The organism is Amycolatopsis sp. WAC 04182, assembly GCF_003947465.1.
In the GTDB taxonomy this organism is placed as follows: Bacteria; Actinomycetota; Actinomycetes; order Mycobacteriales; family Pseudonocardiaceae; genus Amycolatopsis.
In genome coordinates, this window is record NZ_QHJJ01000001.1 from 930,094 (window position 1) to 944,805 (window position 14,712).

Consider the following 14,712-nt stretch of genomic DNA (forward strand, 5'->3'; position numbering starts at 1 on the left):
CACCGCGGTCGGCTCAGTACAAGCCCGCAGAGTAGGCGGCAGGGTCGTAATACGCCTCGAGGTCGGCCATGCTCTCGTCCGGCCGTTCGAAGGTCTTCGCGATCGCCGCCCGCGACGGCAGCGCGCCGGGCGTCCAGCTCTCCGGCGACCACAGCTTCGACCGCATGAACGCCTTCTGGCAGTGATGGAAGATCTCGTCGATGTCGACGACCAGCGCGAGCTTCGGCCTGCTGCCCTTTACGATCATGTCGTCGAAGAACGGTGCCTCCCGCACGAGCCGCGCGCGGCCGTTGATCCGCAGCGTGTCGCCGCGGCCCGGGATCAGGTAGATCAGCCCGACGTGCGGATTCGACAGCACGTTGTGGAACCCGTCGGCGCGCCGGTTGCCGGGCCGCTCCGGGATGGCGATCCGCGTGTCGTCCAGTACCAGCGTGAACCCGGCCGGGTCGCCCTTCGGCGAGACGTCGCAGGTGCCGTCGGCCGCCGACGTCGCGATCAGCACGAACGGCGACTCCGCGAGCCACTGGCGGTCCATCTCGTGCAGCTTCGGGCGCGCCTTGTTCGCGGTCCGTTCCAGCGGCGGCGGCAGGATCTCGCGCAGCTCGGCTTCGGTGGTGACTTCGACGAACTCAGACAATGTTGTGCTCCCTCGTCACGGCCCGGTCGCCGGCGAACCGGCGGACGTCGAGCCCGGTGATGTCGATGGCCGGGACCCGCCCCAGGTAGAGGTCCCGCACGAGCTCCCCCACCGCCGGGCCCATCTGGAACCCGTGTCCCGAAAAGCCGGTCGCGTAGAAGAACCGCGACAGGTGGACGCTTTCCCCCACGATCTGGTTGCGATCGGGGGTGACCTCGTACAGCCCGGCCCAGCCGCCGCGGATCCCCGCGTCGAGCACCGCGGGCACCCGGCGCGCGGCGATCTCGGCGAGTTTCGGCAGCCACTCGCCCGGCTGATAGCGGGTGTCGAAGCCGGGGTCGCCGTCACCGTCGCAGAAGGACATCGCCAGGCCGAGGCCCTCGCGGTGGAAGTAGAAGGCGGACGGCATCTCGATGGTCAGCGGCACGGACGCGGGCAGATCCGCGACCGGGCCGGTGAACACGACCTGCCGACGGTACGGCCGCACCGGGAGGTCGACACCGGCGAGTTCCCCGATCCGGCCCGACCACGCGCCCGCCGCGCAGACCACCGCGTCCGTCCGCACGAAACCGTCCTCGGTCCGGACGCCGGTGATCTCGTCGCCGTCGCGGTCGATCCCGACGACCTCGACACCGGTCCTGAGCACCGCGCCGTGCCCTCGGGCGGCCCGCGCGTAGCCCTGGACGGCGGAGTCCGGGGTCGCCTTGGCGTCGTCCGGCGACCACAGCGCCGCGACGACGCCCTCGGTGTCGATCAGCGGGGAGAACCGCCGCGCTTCGGCGGGTTCGACGAGACGGCTGCGGACACCGTAGGAGTTCTGCAGTTCCGCGCAGCGCTCGAATTCGGGCAGGTCCGCGGGGTCGGTGACCAGGTAGAGGTAGCCGTCGCGGCGGAAGTCGATCTCGGTCCCGTACGTCTCGGCGAAGGAGGTGTACTCGGCCAGCCCGCGCAGCCCGATCTCGATGTTGACCCGGGTGGTGAACGACGACCGGATCCCGCCGGCCGCCTTCGCCGTCGAGCCCGCGCCCAGGATGTCGCGTTCGAGCAGCAGGACCGAGACCCCGGCGGCGGCGAGCCGGTACGCGCAGCTGACCCCGATGATCCCACCGCCGATCACGACTACGTCGGTGCGTTCAGGAAGTGGCTCCATGCGGGTCCCCGATCCGTTCGTCCTCGGGCGGCGGTCCCGGCGGCGTGCCGTCGCCGAACGGGCGCCCGCCCAGCTGCTCCCGGTGGTGCGGCGTCGTCCAGCCGGACAGGTCCGGTCCCAAAGGGACGATCCGCGTCGGGTTCACCTGCTCGTGCACCGCGTGGTAGTGCCGCTTGATGTGGTCGAAGTCGACGGTGTCACCGAAGCCCGGCGTTTGGAAGAGGTCGCGGGCGTAGGCCCACAGCACCGGCATTTCGGTCAGTTTGTTCCGGTTGCACTTGAAATGCCCGTGGTAGACGGCGTCGAAGCGGACGAGCGTGGTGAACAACCGGATGTCCGCTTCGGTGATCGTGTCACCGACGAGGTAGCGCTGCTTTTCCAGCCGCTCGGAAAGCACGTCCAGCATGGCGAAGAGCCGGGTGTACGCGTCCTCGTACGCGGCCTGTTTGGTCGCGAACCCGGCTTGGTACACGGCGGCGTTGACATCCGCGTAGACGCCCACGTTGACGTCGTCGATCTCGCCGCGAAGTCGCTCTGGGTAGAGGTCGGGCGCGCCGGGCCGGTGGAGGCTGGTCCATTCGGTGGACAGGTCGAGGGTGATCTGCGGATAGTCGTTACTCACCAGCCGTTTGCTCGGAATGTCCACAATGGCCGGAACGCTGATCCCGCCCATGTAGTGCGGATCGGCCGCGTGATAGGCCTCGGCCAGGTACTTGATGCCGAGCACCGGATCCCGGTCGTCGGGATCGAGGGTGAACCGCCAGCTCTTCTCGTCCTGGATCGGGTCGGCCACGGCCACGCTCAGCGCGGACTCGAGGCCGAGCAGCCGCCGGACGACCAGGCCGCGGCTGGCCCAGGGGCAGGCCCGGCTGACCACCAGCCGGTATCTCCCCGCCTCCACCGGCCAGCCGTCGCGGCCGTCGGCGGTGATACGCGCGTCGAAATGGTTGGCGGACCGACGGAACTCACCCGTCTGCGGATCGGTCGGGATCGTCATGTGAGCCACCCTAAAGCGTGAGAAGGTGGTTTCGGTGTGCGTAGACTCTGGCACCCGGCGTGCTCGCACGCCGCCGCGCGGAAGGTGGTCCGACGATGCCGTTCATGCCCGTGACCGACTCGATGTTCCTTCTCGTGGAAACGCGCGAACATCCGATGCACGTCGGCGGACTGCAGCTGTTCAAGAAACCCGAGGGCGCGGGCCCCGACTATCTGCGTGACGTCCGCAAGAGCATGCTCGAGTCCGACAACATGCGCTCGGTGTTCCGGCGCCGTCCCGCCCGGCCGGTCAACACCGCCGGGCATGTCGCCTGGGCGACCGACAACGATCTCGAACTCGACTACCACTTCCGCCATTCGGCGCTGCCGCAGCCCGGCCGGATCCGTGAGCTGCTGGAGCTGACCGGACGCTGGCACAGCACCCTGCTCGACCGGCATCGCCCCCTGTGGGAGATCCACCTGGTCGAGGGCCTCCAGGACGGCCGGTTCGCGATCTACAGCAAGATCCACCACGCGCTGATGGACGGCGTCTCGGCACTGCGGCACCTTCAGGGCACGCTGTCGGACGACCCGTTCGACCTCGACTGCCCGCCGCCGTGGGGGCGCCGCGCCAAACCGGACGGCGGCCGCAACGGCAAGGCGTCGCCCTCGGTGTTCAGCACCTTCGGCAAGACGGTGAACCAGCTCGCCGGCATCGCGCCCGCCGCGGTGAAGGTGGCGCGGGAGGCGTTCCAGGAACACACTCTCACGCTGCCGTCACAGGCGCCGAAGACGATGTTCAACGTTCCGATCGGCGGGGCCCGCCGGTTCGCCGCGCAGTCGTGGTCGCTGGACCGCGTGCGCAAGGTGGCGACCGCCGCCGGGGTGTCGCGCAACGACGTCGTCCTCGCGATGTGCTCGGGCGCGCTGCGGGACTACCTGATGGAACAGAACGCGCTCCCCGACGCGCCGCTGACCGCGATGGTTCCGGTTTCCTTGCGGCGCAAGGACAGCGGGGACGCGTCGGGGAACAACATCGGCGCGCTGCTGTGCAACCTCGCCACCCATCTGACCGATCCGGCCGCCCGGCTGGCGACGATCAACGCGTCCATGCGGAACGGGAAGAAGCTCTTCTCGGAGCTGACCCCGTTGCAGACGCTGCTGCTGTCGGGCATCAACGTCGCCCAGCTCGGCGTGTCCCCGATCCCGGGTTTCGTGAACAACACGAAACCGCCGTTCAACCTGGTGATCTCCAACGTGCCGGGGCCGCGCAAGCAGATGTACTGGAACGGCGCGGCGCTCGACGGCATCTACCCGGCGTCGGTGCTGCTGGACGGGCAGGCGCTGAACATCACGCTGACCAGCAACGGGGACAACCTGGACTTCGGCATCACCGGCTGCCGCCGGAGCGTGCCGCATCTGCAGCGCATCCTGACCCACCTGGACACCGCGCTCGCCGAACTCGAACATGCGGTGGCCATCCCCCGCGTTTAGTCCTCCGGATGCGGTGGTCCACCGCATCCAGAGGACTAAACGCGCCGGGGGTCAGCTGCCGTCGGAGACGTAGAGGGCGCCCGGGGTGATCGTGTACAGCTGGCCGTCCGGGCCGGCGACGGCGTCACGCGTGCGGCCGAGGTTGGTCCAGAGCTTGCCGCCGTTGCCGTTCAGGTCGAGCTTGTACGTGCCACCCTTCAGCGACGCCATGTACAGCGAGCCCTTGTAGGCCGCGAGCCCGCTCGGCGTCGCCGAGGACGTCGGCCAGGACTTGACCGGGTTGGTCATCCCGGCCGTGTTGCACGGGCCTTCGCAGGTCGGCCAGCCGTAGTTCTTGCCCGACTCGATCTTGTTCAGCTCGTCGAGCCGGTTCGCGCCGATGTCGGAAACGTACAGCTGCCCGTTCGCCCAGGTCAGGCCCTGGACGTTGCGATGGCCGTAGGAGTACACGCGGCTGTTGAACGGGTTGCCGGGCGCGGCCGCGCCGTCGGTGGTGACCCTCAGGACCTTGCCCCCGAGGGAGTTCTTGTTCTGCGCGTTGGCACCGTTCTGGCCGTCGCCGGTGCCCGCGTAGAGGTAGCCGTCCGGCCCGAACCTGATCCGCCCGCCGTGGTGGTACTGCGAACCACGCGGGATCCCGGTGACGATCGGCGTCGGCGTCTGGCCCAGCTTCAGCTTGGCGATCCGGTTGTCGGAACTGGTCGTGTAGTAGACGAAGACTGTCTCGTCGGTGGCGTAATTCGGCGAGACGGCGATGCCGAGCAGGCCGGCCTCGGCGGTGACGCTCACCCCCGGGATGGTCTGGACCGTGGTGACCTTGCCCGCCTTGTCGATCTTGCTGATCGTCCTGGCGTCCTTCTGCGTGAAGACACCGGTGCCGTCGGGCAGGAAATCGATCGACCAGGCCTGGTTGAGGCCGCTCGCGAGCTGTCTGATCGCCTGGATCGACGGCGCTTCGGCGGCCGCCGGGACGGCCGCGATCGACACGGCCATCGCCGCGGCGAACGTGGCGGCGAGAGTACGACGTAAGGACATGGGACGCCTCCTTCAGTGACAACCCTGGAGCACCCGTCGAGTGGGATAGAAACACACAACATAACGAAACGGACACCACTGGACGGGCTAGCGGGCGCGCGGGCTGTTAACCGTTGTGTGCGCCGAGCGTGACGAATCGGGCGCCGCGATCGGCCATAGGTAGGAAACTTTACAAAATGCCGCCGGAAGTCGGTCCTTACGTCTGGTCAGAATCGGCGACCCGCTTCTAGGGTGACGGTGGCTCGGCCCTGTTCGATCCCCTGTGGACGTTAGGAGCAGAAATGATCGAGGTATGGACCACTCCCGACTTCGTCGAGTACGAAACCCCCATGGAGGTCACCGCTTACGCGGCCCGCATGGAGGACTGAATTCGCATCCGGTGGTGGGGGCCGTCCCCCACCACCGCCGCCGTCCCGATCAGCGAGCACCCGGAGGCAGCACGGTGTCCCTCATGTCGTCGTCGGAGTTCATCGCGGCGTTGCGCGGGCTTTCGCACCGCTATTGGGGCACGCACCCGTTCCACGTGCGGATGCACGACGGCGACCTTTCCCAGCACGAGCTGAAGATCTGGGCCGCGAACCGCTGGTACTACCAGTGCGTTCTCCCGCAGAAGGACGCGGCGATCATCAGCAACTGCCCGCTGCCGGAAATCCGCCGGGAATGGCTCGACCGCATCGTCTACCACGACGGGACGAGGGCCGGTGACGGCGGAATCGAGCGATGGCTCCGTTTGTGCGCCGCGGTCGGGCTCGACCGCGAGGAGGTTCTCGATCAGCGGCACGTCGCCCCCGGCGTCCGGTTCGCCGTCGACGCCTACGTGAATTTCGCCCGCACGAGACCTTGGCTCGAAGCGGTCGCCTCGGGGCTGACCGAAATGTTCGCCGGCCATCTCATGCAGCGGCGGGTCGCCGACATGCTGGCGAACTACTCGTGGATCGCGCCGGAGGATCTCGCCTATTTCACCAACCGCATCGACAAGGTCGCCGGCGAAGGCAAGGGAACGCTCGACATCGTCGTGCGGCACGCCGTCACCCGCGAGCAGCAGGAGAAGGCGATCGCCGCGCTGTCGTTCAAAACCGACGTGCTGTGGTCGATGCTCGACGCCATCGAGCACGCGGCGGCCGAGGAGCAGTGATGACCACCCTCGAACCGGGCTCGGTGCCGCGGCTGCGGCGCGGAGTCCGGCTGAGCTATGACCAGACCAGGGAAACGCACGTCCTCCTGTTCCCCGAAGGCGTGCTCGTCCCGAATCCGACCGCCGCGGCCGTGCTTTCCCTCTGCGACGGCGTCGCGGATGTCGCGGGAATCGCTTCGGCGTTGCGCGAACGCTACACCGGTGTGCGCGAGGAAGAGATCCTGGACGTCCTGTCCCGGCTGGGAGAACGGCGGGTCGTCGAATGGACCTGAAAACCGCGCAGCCACCACTGGGCATGCTGGCCGAACTGACCCACCGCTGCCCGCTGCATTGCCCGTATTGCTCGAATCCGGTCGAGCTGATCGCACGCGACGGCGAACTGTCCACAGAGGAATGGTCGTCCGTGCTCACCCAGGCGCGGGAGCTCGGCGTGCTCCAAGTGCACATGTCCGGCGGCGAACCACTCGCCAGACCGGATCTGCCCATCCTGGTCGAGCACGCCACAAAACTGGGGTGCTACGTCAACCTGGTGACGTCCGGACTCGGACTGACTGAGTCCAGAGTGGACGATCTCGTCGAACGCGGCATCGCGCATATCCAGCTGTCCGTCCAGGGCGCGACCGCCGAACGCGCGGACCGGCTCGCCGGAGCACGGGCGCACGACCGGAAGCTGGTCGCCGCCGAACTGATCAAGAAGGCAGGCTTGCCCCTTTCGGTGAACGTCGTCCTGCACCGGCAGAACCACGATCAGCTCGCCGGGATCATCGGCCTGGCCGAGGAAATGGGCGCGGATCGGCTCGAACTGGCCAACACGCAGTACTACGGCTGGGCCCTGCGCAACCGCGACGCCCTGATGCCGACCCGGCGGCAGCTCGACGAGGCCGAGCCGATCGTGCGCGCGGCCACCGAACGGCTGCGTGGCCGCATGGAGATCATCTACGTCGTCGCCGACTACTACGAGAAGTACCCGAAGCCGTGCATGTACGGCTGGGGCGCGCGGCAATTGACCGTGGCGCCGGACGGGAACGTGCTGCCGTGCCCCGCGTCGACGGCGATCGAGACACTGGAATTCGACAACGTGCGGGACAAGCCGCTGGCGTGGATCTGGTACGAATCCGGCTCCTTCAACGCCTACCGCGGCGAGGACTGGATGCCGGACACCTGCGGCACTTGCGACCGGCGCGGCATCGACTTCGGCGGCTGCCGGTGCCAGGCGTTCCAGCTCACCGGCGACGCCTCGGCGACGGATCCGGTGTGCTCGCGTTCGCCGCAGCGGGAGGTCGTCGACCTCATCCTCGCCACACAGGCGAAAACGGACGAACTCGTGATGCGGACGGCACGATGAGGGTGATCCTGCTCGGCACGGCGGCGGGCGGCGGTTTCCCGCAATGGAACTGTGCCTGTGCGCTGTGCGTTTCCGGCGCGCCGCCGCGGACGCAGGACTGCGTGGCGGTGAGCGCGGACGGCGAGGGCTGGTACCTCCTCAACGTGTCGCCGGACATCCGCGCGCAGATCCTCGCCACCCCACCGTTGCGCGCCGGGCCGGGGCCGAGGGAGATCCCGCTGCGCGGAGTGCTGCTGACCGACGCCGAACTCGATCATTCACTCGGCCTGCTTCTCCTGCGGGAAGCGGGCGGCCTGCCGGTGTGGGCACCGGACGCCGTACTGGGCGCCTTGTCCGAGCACTTCCCCGCACGGTCGATCATCGACGGGTACGGCGGCTGGGAGTGGCTGCCGTCGTCGAAGGTTGCCATCGACGGGCTGCGGGTGAGCATGCTTCCCGTGAGCGACAAGCGGCCGAAGTACGCGCGTTCGTCCACTGAGGACAGACCTTGGGTGGTGGCCTACCGGATCGAAGACGTCCAGACCGGCGGCGTCTTCGTGTACGCGCCTTGCCTGAAGAGCTGGCCGGACGGCTTCGACGACTTCACCCGCGACGCCGGCCTGGTGCTCTTGGACGGGACCTTCTACGCGCCGGACGAGATGTCGGGCGCCGCCGCGGCCGAAGCCGGCGCTCAACTGGCGATGGGCCATCTGCCGATCACCGGCAGTCTGGCGAAGCTCCGGCCCGGCCCGCGGTGGGCGTACACACATCTGAACAACACGAACCCGGTGATCGATCCCGCGTCGCCCGAACACGCCACCGTGTTGGACGGCGGCGCCTCGCTTCCCTTGGACGGTACCGAATTCAAGCTTTAGGCGACCCCTTCGGGGCTCGCGCCGGCCACGGGAACCGCGTCGGCGATGAGCCGATCGATCTCCGCGAGATCGTCCGCCGTCAGGTCGACGTCCGCGGCGGCGAGGCTGGCCTCGATATTGGCCGCCTTCCGCGCGCCCACGATCGCGACGTGCACGCCCGGCTGGGCGAGCGTCCACGCGATCGCCAGCTGACTGACGGAGATTCCTTTGCCCGCCCCGAATTCCTTGAGCCGGTCGACGACGGCGAGATTGCGCCGGAAGGTATCGCCGGTGAACGCCGACGACCGTGAACGCCAGTCGGTCTTCTCGAACGTCGTCTCCGGCGTGAAGGATCCGGTCAGCAGCCCGCTGCCCAGCGGGCTGTACACGAGCACGCCGATGTCGTTCTCGCGCGCGTACGGCAGAGGGTCGGTCTCGATGTCGCGGCGGAACAGGTGATACGGGGGCTGCAGGGTTTCCACGGGCCGGGTCCTGTCGAAGGCGGCCAGCCCCGCGGCGTCGTAGTTCGAGACACCGACGTGCCGGATCTTCCCGGCGTCGACGAACCCCTGGAGGATCCCGACCGTCTCCTCGGCCGGGGCGTCGGGATCGGGCCAGTGGATCTGGTAGAGGTCGATGTGGTCGACGTCGAGGAAGCGGAGGCTGTCCTCGATACCCTGGGTCAGCCACTCGCGCCGCGAGTCGCGCGGCCGTTCGGAACGCGGCTTGATGCCGCCCTTCGTGGCGATGACGAGGTTGTCGCGGTCGCGCTTGAGTTCTTCACGCAGCGCCTTCCCCAGCATCGCTTCGGACTTCCCGAAACCGTAGGCCTGTGCGGTGTCGAAGAAGTTCACGCCGAGTTCGCGGGCGTGGCGGATCGCCGCGATCGCCGCGTCCTCGTCGAACGAACCCCAGTCCCCGCCGAGTTGCCAAGTGCCGAAAGCGATCCTCGACACCTCGAGACCGCTCCTGCCCAATGTCGTCGTACGCATACCACCAGCAGAGCACAGACATCGGATCACCGCACCGGATCTCCCGGCCAATGAAACCCCCAAATAACTGTTTGACGGTTGGCGTCCCGGCAGCCGATACTCGGCTCATGTCCGAGTCCCCCGGCCTCGACGGGTTGCGTGTCCTCGCCCATCCCGTACGGCTGCGCATTCTGTCGCTTTTGACCGGTGTCGCGATGAGCGCGGCCGAAGCCGCGCGAGAACTCGGTGAGACACAAGCGAATGTCAGCTACCACCTGCGACGGTTGCACGAGGCGGGCCTGCTGGACGTCGCCGAGGAGGTCCGGATCCGGGGCGGCCTGGCGAAACGCTACCGGCACGATCCGGAGTCCGGATCGCGGTTCACCTCGGAGAATCCGCGGGAGGAACAGCTGCTCATCGCGACGATGGCCGAAGAACTCAAGCGCCGCAGCGAATTCCGCGTTCCGGGCAAGCAGGGGTCGACGAGCGACGCGGAGATGTGGGTCGACCGCGCGACCTGGGAGAAGGCGCTCGAACACGCTCGCGAACTGAGCGACCTCCTGCACTCCGCCGCGAAGCCGCCCCGCACCCGGGGCACGATCCCGGTCAGCGCGACGGTCTCGCTGTTCGAAATGAGGCGACGGTGACGTCCCTGCGCGAACCACTGCGCCACCACAACTTCCGCTGGCTGATCGGCGGCCGCACGTTCGGGGAGTTCGGCAACGCGGTCGCCCCGCTCGCACTCGCGTTCGCGGTGATCGACCTGACCGGTTCGGCCGTCGACATCGGCATCGTCGTCGGCGCGCGATCCGTGGCGAGCGTGGTCCTGCTGCTGTTCGGCGGGGTGCTGGCGGACCGGCTGCCGCGGTCGGTGATCCTGCAAGGCACCGAGGTCGCCGCCACCGTGACCCAGGCGGTGATCGCGGCGAGTGTCCTTTGTGGATTCGCGTCGATCCCGCTGCTGGTCGGCCTGAGCGTGGTCAACGGCGCGGTGGCCGCGATCTCCGCCCCCGCGTCGGCGTCGCTCACCCCGCTGACGGTGCCCGCCACCCTGCTCGCGCAGGCCAACGCGCTGGCCAGGCTGTTGTCGAACTCCGGCCGGATCGCCGGCGCCGGGCTCGGCGGCATCCTGGTCACCGCGGTCGGCCCCGGCTGGGCGCTCGCCGGGAACGCGCTGCTGTTCCTGGGCTCCGCCCTGTCCTACCGGTGCATCCGGCTCAGCCGCCGGGAACGGATCCCCGGCAGCCGCCCGCTGGCGGAACTCGTCGAGGGCTGGCACGAGTTCCGGTCACGCACCTGGGTGTGGGTCGTGGTCGTGCAGTTCATGGTGGTGAACGCCGTCATCGCCGGCGGGATCGCGGTGCTTGGCCCCATCGTCGCCGACAGCACTTTCGGCCGCTCCGGCTGGGGATTCGCCCTCGCCGCGCAGACGATCGGCTCCCTCGTCGGCGGCATCCTCGTGGCCCGATGGCAGCCTCGACGCGCACTGTTCGTCGGCGTCGCGGTGATCCTCTTCGAAGCGCCGCCGCTGATCCTTCTCGGCCAGGCTCCCTTGCTGCCGCTGCTGCTGGCGGCCATGTTCGTCTCCGGCCTGGCGATCGAGCAGTTCGTGGTCGCGTGGGACGTCTCGCTGCAGGAGAACGTGCCCGAGGACAAACTCGCGCGCGTCTACTCCTACGACATGCTCGGTTCCTTCATCGCCCTGCCCCTCGGCCAGATGGCGGCCGGGCCGGCCGCGCAGCACTTCGGGGTCAGCACGACACTGCTCGCGTGCGCCGCACTGGTCGTGGCCGCCACCGCTCTCGCGTTGTGCAGCGGCCAGGTGCGCGGCCTCGTCCGGAAGTCCCACGCCGCGCAACCCTGACCCCTCGGCCCCGGAGGTGGTAGCAAAGGTCCCTTGCTCCCTTTCCGCAGGTCACGGCCAGGGACGGACCTCCTCCAGGAGCTTCGCGACCGCGAGCACCAGGTCGTCGGAGTGCCGCGGGCCCACGATCTGCAAGCCGACCGGGAGACCGCGCGAGGTGCGGCCCGCAGGCACGCTGATGGCGGGCTGCTGGGTCATGTTGAACGGGTAGGTGAACGGCGTCCAGTCCGGCCAGCCGCTCAGCCCGCTGGCCGGCGGCACCTCGTGCCCGGCCTCGAAGGCGGGGATCGGGAGGGTCGGCGTGATCAGCACGTCGTAGCGCGTGTGGAACTCGCCCATCAGGATGCCGAGCGCGGCACGCTCGGCGTTGGCGCCGAGGTAGTCGCTCGCCGAGAAGGTCTTGCCGAGTTCCCACACCTTCCGCAGCCCGGGATCGACCTTCGTCTCCGAACCGGCGGGGAAGGTGTCCAGCCACTTGGCCGCCCCTGTCGACCACAGGATGTCGAAGGCCGGTTTGGGGTCGGTGAAGCCGGGATCGGTCTCTTCGATGTGCAGGCCCGCGTCGCCCAGCGACCGGACCGCCGACTTGACGATCTCCGCGACCTCCGGATCGACGTCGACGTAGCCGAGCGTCGGCGAGTAGGCGGCGATCAGCCCGCGCACGTCCCGGCGGACGGCCTCGCGATAGGTCGAGACCGGCGGCGCGAGCGCGGCCGGGTCCCGATGGTCGGGCAGGGCGAGGACGTCGAGGAGCAGCGCGGTGTCGTCGACCGAACGCGCCATCGGGCCGGCGTGCGAGAGCGGGCCGAACGGGCTCGCCGGGAACAACGGGATCCGGCCGTGCGTCGGTTTGAGCCCGACGATTCCGCAGAACGAAGCCGGGATCCGGATCGAGCCGCCGCCATCGGTGCCGACGGAAAGCTCGCCCATCCCCGCCGCGACGGCCGCGGCGCTGCCCCCGCTGGACCCTCCGGCCGTCGTCGACGGGTCGATCGGGTTGCGGGTGATCCCGGTCAGCGTGTTGTCGGTGACGCCCTTCCACGCCAGCTCCGGCGTCGTGGTCTTTCCCAGCAGCACCAAGCCGTTCTCACGCAGCCGCGCGGTGACCGGGCTGTCGACGTCCCACGGCTGGTCAGGGTCGATGCACCGCGAACCGCGCAGCGTCGGCCAGCCCTGGGTCAGGAACATGTCCTTGATCGAGGCCGGGACACCGTCGAGCCAGCCGATCGGATTGCCGTCACGCCAGCGGATCTCGGACGCTTTCGCCTGTTCGAGCGCGCCGTCGGCGTCGACCAGGCAGAAAGCGTTGGTCTCGCCGTCGCGTTCTTCGATGACACGCAAGGCGTTCTGGGTGGCCTCGACCGGCGACAGCTCCCCGGTGGCGTACGCGGCGACGAGCTCGCTCGCGGTCAACTTGGTGTCGTTCAATCCGGCCCCTAACCTTGGCGAAGCGTCTCCGACGGCACGTACCCGAGCTGCTTGTCCACGACGTTGCGCAGCGGCTCCCCCGCGCGCCAGCGACGGAAGTTGTCCGCGAACACCTCTACCAGAGTATTACGCCAGCCGACGAAGTCGCCCGACATATGCGGCGAGATCAGCACGTTCTCCATGGTCCACAAAGGACTGTCGGAGGGCAGCGGCTCGGTGTCGAAGACGTCGAGCGCCGCGCCGCCGAGCGGCCCGTCGCGCAGTGCGCCGATCAGATCCGAGGTGACGACCAGTTCGCCGCGGCCGACGTTGACGAACCGTGCGCCGGGTTTCATCGCGGCGAAGGTCTCGGCGTCGAACATGCCCTTCGTCTGTTCGGTCAGTGGCGCGACCGCGACGACGTAGTCCGCCTCGGGAAGATGACGGGCGAGGTCCGACGACGCGTACACGTCCCCGAAGTCGGGGTCGCCCTCACGAGGACGGCGGCCGACGCCGGCCACCGACATCCCGGCCGCCCGCAGCGTCCGCGCGATCGACCGGCCGATCGGCCCGGTGCCGACCACGAGGACCCGGCGGCCGGAGATCCGTTCGCTCTCCCGGTGCTTCCACTGCTTCTGTCGCTGCAGATCCCACGAACGGACGAAATCCTTGGCGAACGCGAGGACGACGCCGAGGACGTACTCGGCTATCGCCCCGTCGAACACCCCGCGGGAGTTGGTGAGCACGACGTCGCTCTCCTGCAGCGCCGGGAACAGGACGGGGTCGACGCCCGCGCTGGCGATGTGCAGCCAGCGCAGCTTGTCGGCCGCGTGCCAGGCGCCCGGGACGGCGGTCGAAAGGAAGTCGTAGACGAAGAACGCGTCGGCTCCGGATAACGCGTCGGCCAACCCGGCCTCGCCGGTGTAACGAACCACCGCTCGGTCTTCGATAGCGCGCATGTCCGGTGGGCGCGTGTCTCCACAGAGCACCGCCAGCACAGGGGTCTCCGAGGCGATCACGTTGACACCGTAAAAGTGGCTCGTATGATTGTCAACAATCCGAGGAACGACCCCCGGAGCACCGGACTGTGACAGCAGAAGTTTCCGGAGGCTGAGACTTGGATTTCGACTTACTGGAGTTCGAAGGCCCGTTGGCGCAGCGCGGTATCGGCGTGATCGCCCCCTTCGACCTGGCCCTGGAACGCGAGCTGTGGCGCTGGGTGCCCATGGAGGTCTCCCTCCATCTGGCGCGGACGCCGTACGAACCCGTGCCCGTCAGCATGGAGATGGCCCAGCTCGTCAGCGACAGCAGGCATCTCGCCGCCGCCACGCGGGACGTGCTCCACGTGGAGCCCGAAGTCGTCGCCTATCTGTGCACCTCCGGCAGTTTCGTCAACGGTGTGGACTACGAACGCTCCCTGACCAAGGCGATCTGCGACGCGGGCGCGACGGACGCCGTCACCACGTCCGGGGCGCTGGCGGAGGTCCTGCACCAGCTCGACCTCCACCGGGTCTCGGTGCTGACGCCCTACGACGGCGATCTGACCGGGAAGCTGCACGACTTCCTGGCCGAACTCGGCGTCCGCACCGTCTCCAGCGACCATCTCGGCCTGGGCGGCGGCATCTGGAAGGTCAGTTACCGGACCATCGCCGAACGCATCCTCGCCGCCGATCACGCCGACGCCGAAGCCATCTTCGTCAGCTGTACCAACCTCCCCACCTACGATCTGATCGAGCCACTCGAAAGCGCGCTCGGCAAACCGGTCCTCACCGCGAATCAGCTCACGATGTGGGCCTGCCTCCGGCGGATGAACCTGCCGATCGTCGGGCCCGGCAAGTGGCTCCGGGAGGTCGACTGACCTCTTCG

At 68.6% G+C, this 14,712-nt stretch carries 16 protein-coding genes; 9 read left to right on the forward strand and 7 right to left on the reverse strand.

Translation table 11 applies throughout. From position 1 onward, the window contains the following. Positions 1–13: 13 nt before the first annotated feature. The 3 genes from DMH01_RS04765 to DMH01_RS04775 are packed head-to-tail and all read right to left on the reverse strand — an operon-like array spanning position 14 to position 2,784. Positions 14–637, reverse strand: a complete 624-nt coding sequence (locus DMH01_RS04765) for a pyridoxamine 5'-phosphate oxidase family protein (RefSeq protein ID WP_125673866.1) — start codon at positions 635–637, stop codon at positions 14–16. Continuing rightward, positions 630–1,787, reverse strand: a complete 1,158-nt coding sequence (locus tag DMH01_RS04770; RefSeq protein ID WP_125673867.1) for an FAD-binding oxidoreductase — start codon at positions 1,785–1,787, stop codon at positions 630–632. Before DMH01_RS04770 ends, DMH01_RS04765 begins: the two co-directional genes overlap by 8 nt. Beyond that, on the reverse strand, positions 1,771–2,784 hold the full coding sequence (locus tag DMH01_RS04775) for a glutathione S-transferase family protein (protein ID WP_125673868.1): 1,014 nt from the start codon (positions 2,782–2,784) through the stop codon (positions 1,771–1,773). Before DMH01_RS04775 ends, DMH01_RS04770 begins: the two co-directional genes overlap by 17 nt. A 95-nt stretch (positions 2,785–2,879) precedes the next feature. Between DMH01_RS04775 and DMH01_RS04780 the strand changes: the two genes are divergently transcribed. After that, the gene (locus tag DMH01_RS04780) at positions 2,880–4,256 is read left to right on the forward strand and encodes a wax ester/triacylglycerol synthase family O-acyltransferase (protein ID WP_125673869.1); all 1,377 of its coding nucleotides are present in this window, start codon (positions 2,880–2,882) and stop codon (positions 4,254–4,256) included. Positions 4,257–4,307: 51 nt separating this feature from the next. Here DMH01_RS04780 and DMH01_RS04785 read toward each other — a convergent pair whose 3' ends face one another. Beyond that, positions 4,308–5,291 (reverse strand): sorbosone dehydrogenase family protein, encoded by a 984-nt coding sequence (locus tag DMH01_RS04785; RefSeq protein ID WP_125673870.1) that lies wholly within the window; start codon positions 5,289–5,291, stop codon positions 4,308–4,310. 281 nt (positions 5,292–5,572) lie between these two features. Between DMH01_RS04785 and pqqA the strand changes: the two genes are divergently transcribed. The 5 genes from pqqA to pqqB all read left to right on the forward strand — a co-directional run bounded on the left by pqqA (position 5,573) and on the right by pqqB (position 8,625). Further along, complete coding sequence (gene pqqA / locus DMH01_RS04790; RefSeq protein WP_125674335.1) at positions 5,573–5,659, forward strand: pyrroloquinoline quinone precursor peptide PqqA; 87 nt, start codon at positions 5,573–5,575, stop codon at positions 5,657–5,659. A gap of 83 nt (positions 5,660–5,742) precedes the next feature. Further along, complete coding sequence (gene pqqC, locus DMH01_RS04795; RefSeq protein ID WP_125673871.1) at positions 5,743–6,426, forward strand: pyrroloquinoline-quinone synthase PqqC; 684 nt, start codon at positions 5,743–5,745, stop codon at positions 6,424–6,426. Next, a complete protein-coding gene (gene pqqD / locus DMH01_RS04800; protein WP_125673872.1) occupies positions 6,426–6,698 on the forward strand; it encodes a pyrroloquinoline quinone biosynthesis peptide chaperone PqqD in 273 nt (90 codons plus the stop codon). Before pqqC ends, pqqD begins: the two co-directional genes overlap by 1 nt. Next, positions 6,689–7,771 carry a pyrroloquinoline quinone biosynthesis protein PqqE gene (pqqE, locus tag DMH01_RS04805; protein ID WP_125673873.1) on the forward strand — a complete coding sequence of 361 codons (1,083 nt, stop codon included), beginning with the start codon at positions 6,689–6,691 and terminating at the stop codon, positions 7,769–7,771. Before pqqD ends, pqqE begins: the two co-directional genes overlap by 10 nt. Then, positions 7,768–8,625, forward strand: a complete 858-nt coding sequence (gene pqqB / locus DMH01_RS04810; protein ID WP_125673874.1) for a pyrroloquinoline quinone biosynthesis protein PqqB — start codon at positions 7,768–7,770, stop codon at positions 8,623–8,625. Before pqqE ends, pqqB begins: the two co-directional genes overlap by 4 nt. On the opposite strand, the gene DMH01_RS04815 is transcribed toward pqqB, so the two are convergent. Next, positions 8,622–9,596: an aldo/keto reductase gene (locus tag DMH01_RS04815; RefSeq protein WP_199745365.1), complete on the reverse strand. Its 975-nt coding sequence runs from the start codon at positions 9,594–9,596 to the stop codon at positions 8,622–8,624. The two genes, pqqB and DMH01_RS04815, sit on opposite strands and share 4 nt — an antisense overlap. Before the next feature lie 107 nt (positions 9,597–9,703). Here DMH01_RS04815 and DMH01_RS04820 point away from each other — a divergent pair, with 107 nt between their 5' ends. Together DMH01_RS04820 and DMH01_RS04825 are read left to right on the forward strand one after the other, a co-directional pair. After that, entirely contained in the window at positions 9,704–10,222 is a 519-nt protein-coding gene (locus tag DMH01_RS04820) for a transcriptional regulator (RefSeq protein WP_125673875.1), read from the forward strand. After that, complete coding sequence (locus DMH01_RS04825) at positions 10,219–11,439, forward strand: MFS transporter (RefSeq protein WP_125673876.1); 1,221 nt, start codon at positions 10,219–10,221, stop codon at positions 11,437–11,439. Before DMH01_RS04820 ends, DMH01_RS04825 begins: the two co-directional genes overlap by 4 nt. A gap of 51 nt (positions 11,440–11,490) precedes the next feature. Here DMH01_RS04825 and DMH01_RS04830 read toward each other — a convergent pair whose 3' ends face one another. Then, positions 11,491–12,867 carry an amidase gene (locus DMH01_RS04830; protein WP_125673877.1) on the reverse strand — a complete coding sequence of 459 codons (1,377 nt, stop codon included), beginning with the start codon at positions 12,865–12,867 and terminating at the stop codon, positions 11,491–11,493. Positions 12,868–12,875: 8 nt separating this feature from the next. Beyond that, positions 12,876–13,865, reverse strand: coding sequence for a D-2-hydroxyacid dehydrogenase (locus DMH01_RS04835; RefSeq protein WP_125673878.1), 990 nt, complete (start codon positions 13,863–13,865; stop codon positions 12,876–12,878). Positions 13,866–13,963: 98 nt separating this feature from the next. Between DMH01_RS04835 and DMH01_RS04840 the strand changes: the two genes are divergently transcribed. Then, positions 13,964–14,704 carry a maleate isomerase gene (locus DMH01_RS04840; RefSeq protein ID WP_016336992.1) on the forward strand — a complete coding sequence of 247 codons (741 nt, stop codon included), beginning with the start codon at positions 13,964–13,966 and terminating at the stop codon, positions 14,702–14,704. Positions 14,705–14,712 lie beyond the last annotated feature (8 nt).

Bases quoted from the DNA above. Each gene is read 5' to 3' on its own strand.
- DMH01_RS04770 (WP_125673867.1), bottom strand. From the start codon at position 1,787: ATGGAGCCACTTCCTGAACGCACCGACGTAGTCGTGATCGGCGGTGGG.
- DMH01_RS04775 (WP_125673868.1), bottom strand. From the start codon at position 2,784: ATGACGATCCCGACCGATCCGCAGACGGGTGAGTTCCGTCGGTCCGCC.
- DMH01_RS04780 (WP_125673869.1), top strand. From the start codon at position 2,880: ATGCCGTTCATGCCCGTGACCGACTCGATGTTCCTTCTCGTGGAAACG.
- DMH01_RS04785 (WP_125673870.1), bottom strand. From the start codon at position 5,291: ATGTCCTTACGTCGTACTCTCGCCGCCACGTTCGCCGCGGCGATGGCC.
- pqqA (WP_125674335.1), top strand. From the start codon at position 5,573: ATGATCGAGGTATGGACCACTCCCGACTTCGTCGAGTACGAAACCCCC.
- pqqC (WP_125673871.1), top strand. From the start codon at position 5,743: ATGTCGTCGTCGGAGTTCATCGCGGCGTTGCGCGGGCTTTCGCACCGC.
- pqqD (WP_125673872.1), top strand. From the start codon at position 6,426: ATGACCACCCTCGAACCGGGCTCGGTGCCGCGGCTGCGGCGCGGAGTC.
- pqqE (WP_125673873.1), top strand. From the start codon at position 6,689: ATGGACCTGAAAACCGCGCAGCCACCACTGGGCATGCTGGCCGAACTG.
- pqqB (WP_125673874.1), top strand. From the start codon at position 7,768: ATGAGGGTGATCCTGCTCGGCACGGCGGCGGGCGGCGGTTTCCCGCAA.
- DMH01_RS04815 (WP_199745365.1), bottom strand. From the start codon at position 9,596: ATGCGTACGACGACATTGGGCAGGAGCGGTCTCGAGGTGTCGAGGATC.
- DMH01_RS04820 (WP_125673875.1), top strand. From the start codon at position 9,704: ATGTCCGAGTCCCCCGGCCTCGACGGGTTGCGTGTCCTCGCCCATCCC.